The sequence below is a fragment of the Rhabdaerophilum calidifontis genome (genome assembly GCF_008641065.1).
In the GTDB taxonomy this organism is placed as follows: Bacteria; Pseudomonadota; Alphaproteobacteria; order Rhizobiales; family Beijerinckiaceae; genus Rhabdaerophilum; species Rhabdaerophilum calidifontis.
The window spans coordinates 150807-159508 of record NZ_VTRS01000007.1; the positions used below are offsets into that span (position 1 = coordinate 150807).

The window sequence follows — 8702 nt, forward strand, 5'->3', positions numbered from 1 at the left end:
ACCGGGCCGGCGCGATGCTGCGCTTTCTTGCAGCCCGCATCGCGATGCTGGTCGCGGCGCTCGCCACCGCGGCCCTCGTCATCTTCCTGGTTCTGGAGATCCTGCCGGGCGATCCCGCCGCCGCAATGCTCGGCGTCAGTGCGACCCCGGAGACGATCGCCGCGCTCCGCGCCGAATTGGGGCTCGACCAGCCGGCCGCCCGGCGCTTCCTGCGCTGGCTCGCGGGGCTCGTCACCGGCGATCTCGGCCTCTCCTATGCCTATCGCGTGCCCGTGGGCGGGCTGATCGGCGAGCGGTTCGGCGTGACGCTGCCTCTGGCCGTGCTCGCGATGCTGCTTGCCGCCGGGATCGGCATTCCACTCGGCGTCGCGGCGGCGTCGCGCGCCAATACCCGGCTCGACGCCGTGCTGATGGGGGTTTCCCAGCTCGGCCTCGCCATTCCGAATTTCTGGTTCGGGCTCCTGTTCGTGCTGATCTTTTCGATCGGGCTCGGCTGGTTCCCCTCGGGCGGGTTTCCGGGCTGGTCGGCGGGGCCGGGGCCGGCGCTGCACGCGCTGATCCTGCCCGCACTCGCGCTGGCTCTGCCGATGGCGGCGGTGCTGGCGCGCATCACCCGCTCGGCGGTGATCGAGGCGCTCGGCGAGGATTACATCCTCACCGCCCGCGCCAAGGGGTTGAGCCGCGCCGAGGCCCTGGTGCGCCACGCGTTGCGCAACGCGCTGATCCCGGTCGTGACGATCCTCGGCCTGCAATTCTCCTTCCTGCTGACCGGCACCGTGGTGGTCGAGGGCGTGTTCGCGCTGCCGGGGCTCGGGCGGCTGCTGATCCAGGCGATCGGCGGCCATGACCTGATGCTGATCCGCAGCCTCGTGCTGATGTTCGCCGGCGCGGCCATGGCCGTGAACGCGCTGGTGGACATCGCCTACGGCCTGCTCGACCCCCGCATGCGGCCGGCATGATGCGGGCGCTGCGGCATCCCTCCTTCCTCGTCGGCGCGGTGCTGAGCGCGCTGATCGTGGCTTTGGCGCTCGTCTCGCTGGTCTGGACGCCGGCCGATCCCGGCCGGATGAACATCCTGGCGCGGCTCCGGCCGCCCTCGGCCGAATTCTGGCTCGGCACCGACCAGTTCGGCCGCGACATTGCCTCGATGCTGATGGTCGGGGCCCGCAACGCGCTGACGGTCGGCCTGGTGGCGGTGGGGATCGGGCTCGTCCTCGGGCTCGCCCTCGGCCTGCTCGCCGCACGGGCGGATGGCACGATCCTCGACGCGGCGATCATGCGCCTGCTCGATTTCGTCTTTGCCTTCCCGATCGTGCTGAGCGCCATCCTGATCGTGACCCTGCTCGGGCCGGGGCTCGTCGAGGCCGTGGTGGCGATCGGCCTGTTCAACGTTCCGGTTTTCGCCCGCCTCGCGCGCGGCGCGGCGCTCCAGGTGATGCGGCGGGATTACATCCGCGCGGCGCGGCTCGCCGGCGCCGGCCCTGCGCGCATCCTGCTGCGCCATGTGGTGCCGAACATCGCCGGGCTGATGATCGTGCAGGCGAGCGTGCAATTCGCGGTTGCGATCCTCGCGGAGGCCTCGCTCTCCTATCTCGGGCTCGGCACCCAGCCGCCGGCCCCCTCCTGGGGGCGCATGCTCTCCGACGCGCAGACCTTCATGGCCCGCCAGCCGTTCCTGGCGATCTTTCCCGGCGCGGCGATCGCGCTCGCGGTGCTCGCCTTCAACCTGCTCGGCGACGGGCTGCGCGATCTGCTCGATCCGCGGCTGCGGGAGCGCGGCGCGTGATCATTGTCGAGAATCTGTCAATCCGCCTCGGCGAGCTGGAGATCGTCCGGGGGCTGAGCTTCACCCTGGCGCCGGGGGAGGTGCTCGGGCTTGTGGGGGAATCGGGCTCCGGCAAGTCGATGACGGCGCTCGCCGTGCTGGGCCTGCTGCCGCCCGGCATGCGCGCCAGCGGGTCGATCCGCTTCGAGGGGCAGGATCTGCTCCGCCTGTCCGAGCGCGAGCTGCGCGCCGTGCGCGGACGCCGGATCGGCATGGTCTTCCAGGAGCCGATGACGGCGCTCAACCCCGTGATGACGATCGGTGCCCAGATCGCCGAGGGGGTGATCCGCCACGGTCTGGCGGATGCAGCCGGCGCAAGCAAACGGGCCCTGCGGCTCATCGCCCGCGTCGGATTGCCGGACCCGGCGGCGCGGCTGCATGCCTATCCGCATGAATTGTCTGGCGGCCAGCGCCAGCGGGCGCTGATCGCGCTCGCCATCGCCTGCCGTCCGGCCCTGCTCGTGGCGGACGAGCCGACCTCGGCGCTCGATGTCACGGTGCAGGCGGAACTGCTGGCGCTGCTCCGCGAGATCCGCGACGAAACCGGCATGGCGATGCTGTTCATCACCCACGATCTCGCGGTGGTCTCGCGCCTGGCCGACCGGACATTGGTGCTTTACGGCGGCCGGGCGATGGAGACGGGCGCAACCCGCGCGCTGCTCGCCGCGCCGCGACATCCTTACACGCACGGGCTTCTCGCCGCGATCCCCCGCGGCAATGCCCATGCCAATCCGTTGCGGCCGATGCCGGGCCAGGTGCCCGAACTCGACCGGCTGCCGCCGGGCTGCCCGTTCTTCGGGCGCTGCCCCAAGGGCGACGCTCTCTGCCGCGACGTGCCCCCGCCGCCCGTGCCGGGGGCGAGCATCGCCTGGTGCCACCGGCCGGAGGCGGCGCCATGACCGCGATCATCGCGGCGCGCAACCTCGTCCGGGCCTATCGGCTGCCGGGCGAGGGATTGCTCGGCCGAAGGCGACGGCTCGTCGCGGTCGACGACGTGTCGCTCGAACTCGACGAGGGCAAGACGCTCGGCATCGTCGGCGAATCCGGTTCGGGGAAATCGACTCTGGCGCGGCTGCTTGTCGGGCTCGAACGACCTGATCGCGGCACGATCGCCTTCGACGGCGCCACGATCTCGAACCTGCCGGAGCGTGCGCTGCGGCCCTATCGGCGCGCGATGCAGATGGTGTTTCAGGATCCGTTCGGTTCGCTCGATCCGCGCATGCGCGTCATCGACAGCGTCGCTGAGCCGCTGGATATCGCCCTGCCGGGGCTCGATCGCGATGCGCGCGAGGCGCGCGTCGCCGCCACCCTCGCCGAGGTCGGGCTCGGCACTTCAGCGCTCCGGCGCTATCCGCACCAGTTCTCCGGGGGGCAGCGGCAGCGGATTGCGATTGCGCGCGCCCTGATCACCGGGCCGCGGCTGCTGGTCGCGGACGAGCCGGTCTCGGCGCTCGACGTCTCGATCCAGGCGCAGATCCTCAACCTGCTCGTCGATCTCAAGCTCGCGCGCGGGCTCTCGATCATCTTCATCAGCCACAATCTCGGCGTGATCCGCTATCTCTCGGATCATGTCGCGGTGATGCTGCGCGGCCGGATCGTCGAGACCGGCCCGACCGAGCGCGTGTTCGGTGCGCCGGAGCATCCCTATACGCGGGCGCTGATCGCGGCGATGCCCGTGCTGGAGCGCTGAGCCGCTCAGATGCAGCGGCCGCCATCCACCTCCAGAACCGCGCCGGTGATCATGCTCGCCTCGTCCGAGGCGAGGAACAGCGCCGCATGGGCGATGTCGCGCGGCGTCGAGAACCGCCCCAGCGGGATCGTCGCGAGGAATTTCGACCGGATTTCCGGGGAATCCTCGCCCATGAAGGTCGTCAGCAGCGGCGTTTCCCCCGCCACCGGCGCGATGACATTGACGCGGATGCGCCACGGCGCGAGCTCTACCGCCATGGATTTCGACATCAGATGCACCGCGCCCTTGGTGCCGTTGTACCAGGTGAGGCCGGGGCGCGGGCGGATGCCGGCGGTCGACCCGATATTGACGATCGCGCCGCCCTGCTGCGCCTGCATCGCCGGCACGGCGGCAATCGCGAAATTGTAGAGCGATTTCACGTTGACCGCGACGACGCGGTCGAATTCCTCTTCCGTGACCTCGAGCAGCGGCTTGTTGCGGTGCGAGGTGCCGGCATTGTTGACGACGATGTCGAGCCGCCCGAACGCGGCGAGCGCGCGCGCCGCCACGGCCCGCGCATCCGCGAGCCGCGAGACGTCGCAGGCCATGCCGACCGAGCCGTTCATCAGGCTCTCGGCCATCTTCTCCGCGCCCTCGCCGTTGAGATCGCAGCAGATGACCTTCGCGCCCTCGCGGGCGAAGACCTGCGCGATGCCCGCGCCAAAACCCTGCGCCGCCCCGGTGACGATCGCGACCTTGTCCTTCAGCCTCATGGGAAATTCCGTTCCGGATTATCCGTGTTTGATGACGATCGTCTTGAGCGCGGTGAATTCGTGCAGCGCCTCGAACCCCTTCTCGCGGCCATGGCCGGAGCGCTTGACGCCGCCGAAGGGCAATTCGATGCCGCCGCCGGCGCCGAACCCGTTGATGAAGACCTGCCCGCAGCGCAGGCGCCGCGCCAGCCGCATCTGCCGCGCGCCGTCGCGCGTCCAGAGCGCGGCCACGAGCCCGTAATCGGTGGCATTGGCGAGGCGGAGCGCTTCCTCCTCGTCCGCGAAGGGGATCGCGGCGAGAACCGGCCCGAAAATCTCCTCGCGGGCGAGGCGAAGATCGGGCGGCACGTCGCCGATCAGCGCCGGCGCGACATAGAAGCCTCCCGCCGGCGCTGCGGGATCGATCGTCCCGCGGGCGAGGACGGGCAGGCGCGCTGCCCGCGCCTCGTCGAGGAAGCCTTCGACCCGCGTCTTCTGCCGCGCCGAGATCAGCGGCCCGCAATCGAGATCCGCCTGATGCGCGCCGACCCGCAATGTCGCGAAGGCCGCCGCGAGCCGCTCCAGGAAGGCGGGGTAGATCGACCGTTCGACCAGAAGCCGCGAGCAGGCCGAGCAGGTCTGGCCGGCATTCTGCACGATGGCATTGACCGCGAAGGGCAGGACCTGGTCGAGATCGGCATCGGCGAACACGATCTGCGGCGATTTCCCGCCGAGTTCGAGCGTGACGCCGACATGGTTCGCCGCCGCCGCCTGCTGCACCAGCGTGCCGACCTCGGGCGAACCGGTGAAGGAGACGAAATCGATCCCCGGATGCGCCACGAGCGCCGCCCCGGCCGCCTCGCCGGTGCCGGTCACGAGGTTGAGCGCGCCGGGCGGCAGGCCGATCTCCAGCGCCAGTTCCGCGAGCCGGACAAGCGACAGGCAGGCATCCTCGGCCGGCTTCACCACCGCGGCATTGCCGGCGGCAAGGCTCGCCCCCACCGAGCGGCCGAAGATCTGAAGCGGGTAATTCCACGGCACGATATGCGCGGTGACGCCGAGCGGTTCGCGCAGGGCCATCACGGTCATGCCGGCGAGATAGGGGATCGTGTCGCCGTGCAGCTTGTCGGCCGCGCCGCCGTAATATTCGAAATAGCGCGCCGTGGCCGCGACATCGGCGCGGGCCTGCCGCATCGGCTTGCCGCAATCGCGCGCCTCGATCGCCGCCAATTCCTCGGCATGGTCGAGAATGGCGCCGGCGAGGCGCATCAGCAGCCGGCCGCGCTCGAAGGCCGGCATGCGCCCCCACGGGCCGTCATCGAAGGCGGCACGCGCCGCCCTGACCGCGAGATCGATATCCTCGGCGCCGGAGGCGGCGATCGCGGCGAAGGTCGCGCCGGTCGATGGCTCGACCATCGGCAGGGTGCTGCCGGAAAGGGCGGAGCGCCATTCGGCTCCGATCAGATTGCGATGCGTCTCGATCCGCGTCCCGCGATCGACCGCGTTCATGGGCATCCTCCGAGTCGGTTTCCGGCAGGATGCGCCCGGAGCGTCGCCGGAGGCAAGCGCGGATCTGCCCCGCGTCAGAGCGGGCCGGCCGGTGCGTCGAGCGCCGCCAGCGCGTGCGGGCGGCAGACGATGACATGCCGGCGCTCGCTCATCACGATGCCGTCCTTCTCCCAGGCGCTCAAGGTGCGGCTGACGGTGTGGAGGGTGGTTCCGGCAAGCTCGGCGACGTCGCGGCGGGAGAGAGGGAAGGCGATCTCGATTCCCATGGCGGTGCGCCGTCCCGCCTGATGCGCGAGGCGGAGCAGGGTATGGGCGATCCTGCGCTCGACGCTCTCGGTGGAGAGCTCCTGGAGGCGCGTCTGCGTCTCCTGATAGCGCGCCCCGAGCGCGGCGACGGCGTTCATCGCGACCTCGGGATGCCGGCCCGTGAACTGGCGGATGCTCTCCTGGCTCCAGCCGAACAGGTGGCTGTCCTCGACCGCGATCACCGTGCCGGGATGCGCGCCCGCGCCCGAGAGCACGGCATAGCCGACCATCTCCCCGGCGCCGAGATAGCGGACGGTTATCCGCCCGCCATCGACCGTGTTCTGCGTCACCCGCAGGCGGCCGACGATCAGCACGTAGAAGGTCGCCGCCGGGTCGCCCTGGTGGTAGAGCACCTCGTCCTTGGCAAGCCGCCTGCGGAAGGCTGCGCGCCGGATCTCATCGAGCGCCTCGGCGGTGAGGCCGCGGAAGATCTCCGTGCCCGCGAGGATGTTCAGGTCCGTCTGCCGGTTCATCACCGCTTGCACCCGTTGCCGCCGCGCGTTCTCCCGGCTAGGCCGATTCACCGTCTTTGCGCGAGGGATTCGCGAGCATGCGCTTCAGGAGGAAGGCAGCCGGAATCATCCGGGTCAAGGGGCTGTTGTCGCGCCCGTCCGGCTCGGCGCCGGGACGCAGCTTCCCTTCCTGAAATCGTTTTGCGATCGTGCGGGCGGCTGGCGGAATAGGGGCTTCTTCGGACCATGCTGAACATCGACAAGAACGATCTCCGGCGCCATCACCCACCCGGCAATCTATCGGACCGGATCGCTCTCGGCCTCGTCACCCTGCTGCGTCGCGCCGCGGATGCGTGCTTCGGACGCCGCTACCGCCACCGGACGATCGTCCTGGAAACCATCGCCGCCGTTCCCGGCATGGTCGCGGCAACGTTGCTGCATCTGCGCTGCCTGCGCCGCATGACCGATGATCGCGGCTGGATCCGGACGCTGATGAACGAGGCGGAAGCTCAGCGCGCGCATCTCATGGTGTTCGTTGCGCTCGACCGGCCGAGCCTGTTCGAGCGGCTGCTGGTGCTCCTGGCCCAGGGTCTGTTCTACAACGCCCATTTCCTGATCTATCTCGTCTCGCGGCGCATGGCGCACCGGATTGTCGGCTATTTCGCGGAGGACGCGGTGCGCGGCTATACGCAATTCCTGGCGGAGATCCAGGCCGGCCGGCAGGAGAATCCGCCGGCACCGGAGCCGGCTCTCGCCTATTGGGATCTGCCGCCCGAGGCGCGGCTCGGCGATATCATCCTGGCGATGCAGGAGGACGAGGCCATCCAGCGCGACATCAATCACGGCTTCGCCGATGCGCTTGCGGCCGGACACGATCTGCCGCCGCCGCCCCGCTTCATGTGCTGAGGCATATCGGGCGGGACAAACCGGCAATCATCGCCGAGATTGCGCTGCGACAATAATCGCAGGCTCGGGAAGTCTAGATTGGCTCCGTCCGATCGATCCTCGATCGCAGAAAACGGAGACAAGCCATGGGCGAGGACCTCAGACTGACCCGCCGAAGCATCCTCGCGGGTGCGGCCGCGAGCAGCGCGCTGGCGCAGGCCGTGACGGATGCCGCCGCGCAGCCGGTGGCGCCGGCTGGGCTGGCCAAGGTCGCGGCGGTCGATGTCGCGAAGCTGCCGCGCCACAAGGTCAAGCTCGTCGATCCGCCCTTCGTGCACGCGCATGATCAGGTTGCGGTTGGCGGCCCCAGGGTCGTCGAATTCGAGATGACCATCATCGAGAAGAAGATCGTGATCGATGCCGAGGGCACCGAGGTCTTCGCCTTCACCTTCAACGGCACCGTGCCCGGTCCGCTGATGGTGGTTCACGAGGGAGATTACGTCGAACTCACGCTGATCAACGCCGCGACCAACGAGTTGCTGCACAATGTCGACTTCCATTCGGCGACCGGCGCGCTCGGCGGTGCGAAGCTCACCGATGTCGGCCCCGGCGAGAAGGCCGTCCTGCGCTTCAAGGCGACCCGGCCCGGCGTCTTCGTCTATCATTGCGCGCCGGAGGGCATGGTGCCCTGGCACGTCACCGCCGGCATGAATGGCGCCATCATGGTGCTGCCGCGCGAGGGTCTGCGCGACCAGCAGGGCAAGGCGCTGAAATACGACCGCGTCTATTACGTCGGCGAGCAGGATTTCTACGTCCCGCGCGACGAGAACGGCAAGTTCAAGCGCTACGAGAGCATCGGCGATTCGCATGATGACGTGGTGAAGGCGATGCGCACGCTAACGCCGAGCCATGTCGTGTTCAACGGCCGCGTCGGCGCGCTGACCGGCAAGGGCGCGCTCAAGTCCAAGGTCGGCGAGACGGTGCTGATCGTCCATTCCCAGGCCAACCGCGACACCCGCCCGCATCTCATTGGCGGCCACGGCGATTACGTCTGGGCGACGGGCAAGTTCCGCAACCCGCCGGAGCGCGACCTCGAGACCTGGTTCATCCCCGGCGGCTGCGCGGGCGCGGCGCTCTACACCTTTCTCCAGCCAGGCGTCTACGCCTATGTCAACCACAGAGCTGGCTCGGTTTGTTTGAACAGTTTCGGGGCGTTTCCTAAGTGGATTCCTGCCTCGGTTAGGCCGCCATCGGGATTGCTGGCAGCGCATTGAAGTACGCCTCGTCCGGGGTCAACCGGCCGA

General features: G+C 69.4%; 9 protein-coding genes. 6 read left to right on the top strand and 3 right to left on the bottom strand.

Translation table 11 applies throughout. The features are described 5' to 3' along the window. Positions 1-14: 14 nt before the first annotated feature. The 4 genes from FWJ24_RS12235 to FWJ24_RS12250 are packed head-to-tail and all read left to right on the top strand — an operon-like array spanning position 15 to position 3515. Entirely contained in the window at positions 15-959 is a 945-nt protein-coding gene (locus FWJ24_RS12235; protein WP_150288124.1) for an ABC transporter permease, read from the top strand. Next, positions 956-1786: an ABC transporter permease gene (locus tag FWJ24_RS12240; protein ID WP_150288125.1), complete on the top strand. Its 831-nt coding sequence runs from the start codon at positions 956-958 to the stop codon at positions 1784-1786. Before FWJ24_RS12235 ends, FWJ24_RS12240 begins: the two co-directional genes overlap by 4 nt. Continuing rightward, positions 1783-2724 (top strand): ABC transporter ATP-binding protein, encoded by a 942-nt coding sequence (locus FWJ24_RS12245; RefSeq protein ID WP_150288126.1) that lies wholly within the window; start codon positions 1783-1785, stop codon positions 2722-2724. Before FWJ24_RS12240 ends, FWJ24_RS12245 begins: the two co-directional genes overlap by 4 nt. Then, entirely contained in the window at positions 2721-3515 is a 795-nt protein-coding gene (locus FWJ24_RS12250; RefSeq protein ID WP_150288127.1) for an ATP-binding cassette domain-containing protein, read from the top strand. Before FWJ24_RS12245 ends, FWJ24_RS12250 begins: the two co-directional genes overlap by 4 nt. A 5-nt stretch (positions 3516-3520) precedes the next feature. On the opposite strand, the gene FWJ24_RS12255 is transcribed toward FWJ24_RS12250, so the two are convergent. From FWJ24_RS12255 to FWJ24_RS12265, 3 genes are all read right to left on the bottom strand, one after another. Continuing rightward, the gene (locus FWJ24_RS12255) at positions 3521-4267 is read right to left on the bottom strand and encodes a glucose 1-dehydrogenase (RefSeq protein WP_150288128.1); all 747 of its coding nucleotides are present in this window, start codon (positions 4265-4267) and stop codon (positions 3521-3523) included. Positions 4268-4285: 18 nt separating this feature from the next. Beyond that, positions 4286-5755, bottom strand: coding sequence for an aldehyde dehydrogenase family protein (locus FWJ24_RS12260; RefSeq protein ID WP_150288129.1), 1470 nt, complete (start codon positions 5753-5755; stop codon positions 4286-4288). 74 nt (positions 5756-5829) lie between these two features. Beyond that, positions 5830-6534: a Crp/Fnr family transcriptional regulator gene (locus FWJ24_RS12265; RefSeq protein ID WP_150288130.1), complete on the bottom strand. Its 705-nt coding sequence runs from the start codon at positions 6532-6534 to the stop codon at positions 5830-5832. A gap of 225 nt (positions 6535-6759) precedes the next feature. Between FWJ24_RS12265 and FWJ24_RS12270 the strand changes: the two genes are divergently transcribed. Beyond that, a complete protein-coding gene (locus tag FWJ24_RS12270) occupies positions 6760-7419 on the top strand; it encodes an alternative oxidase (RefSeq protein WP_206110839.1) in 660 nt (219 codons plus the stop codon). 125 nt (positions 7420-7544) lie between these two features. After that, a complete protein-coding gene (gene nirK, locus FWJ24_RS12275; RefSeq protein WP_150288131.1) occupies positions 7545-8672 on the top strand; it encodes a copper-containing nitrite reductase in 1128 nt (375 codons plus the stop codon). Positions 8673-8702: the final 30 nt, after the last annotated feature.

Excerpts from the sequence above, each read along its gene's own strand:
- FWJ24_RS12235 (WP_150288124.1), top strand. The coding sequence starts at position 15 with ATGCTGCGCTTTCTTGCAGCCCGCATCGCGATGCTGGTCGCGGCGCTC.
- FWJ24_RS12240 (WP_150288125.1), top strand. The coding sequence starts at position 956 with ATGATGCGGGCGCTGCGGCATCCCTCCTTCCTCGTCGGCGCGGTGCTG.
- FWJ24_RS12250 (WP_150288127.1), top strand. The coding sequence starts at position 2,721 with ATGACCGCGATCATCGCGGCGCGCAACCTCGTCCGGGCCTATCGGCTG.
- FWJ24_RS12255 (WP_150288128.1), bottom strand. The coding sequence starts at position 4,267 with ATGAGGCTGAAGGACAAGGTCGCGATCGTCACCGGGGCGGCGCAGGGT.
- FWJ24_RS12260 (WP_150288129.1), bottom strand. The coding sequence starts at position 5,755 with ATGAACGCGGTCGATCGCGGGACGCGGATCGAGACGCATCGCAATCTG.
- FWJ24_RS12265 (WP_150288130.1), bottom strand. The coding sequence starts at position 6,534 with ATGAACCGGCAGACGGACCTGAACATCCTCGCGGGCACGGAGATCTTC.
- FWJ24_RS12270 (WP_206110839.1), top strand. The coding sequence starts at position 6,760 with ATGCTGAACATCGACAAGAACGATCTCCGGCGCCATCACCCACCCGGC.
- nirK (WP_150288131.1), top strand. The coding sequence starts at position 7,545 with ATGGGCGAGGACCTCAGACTGACCCGCCGAAGCATCCTCGCGGGTGCG.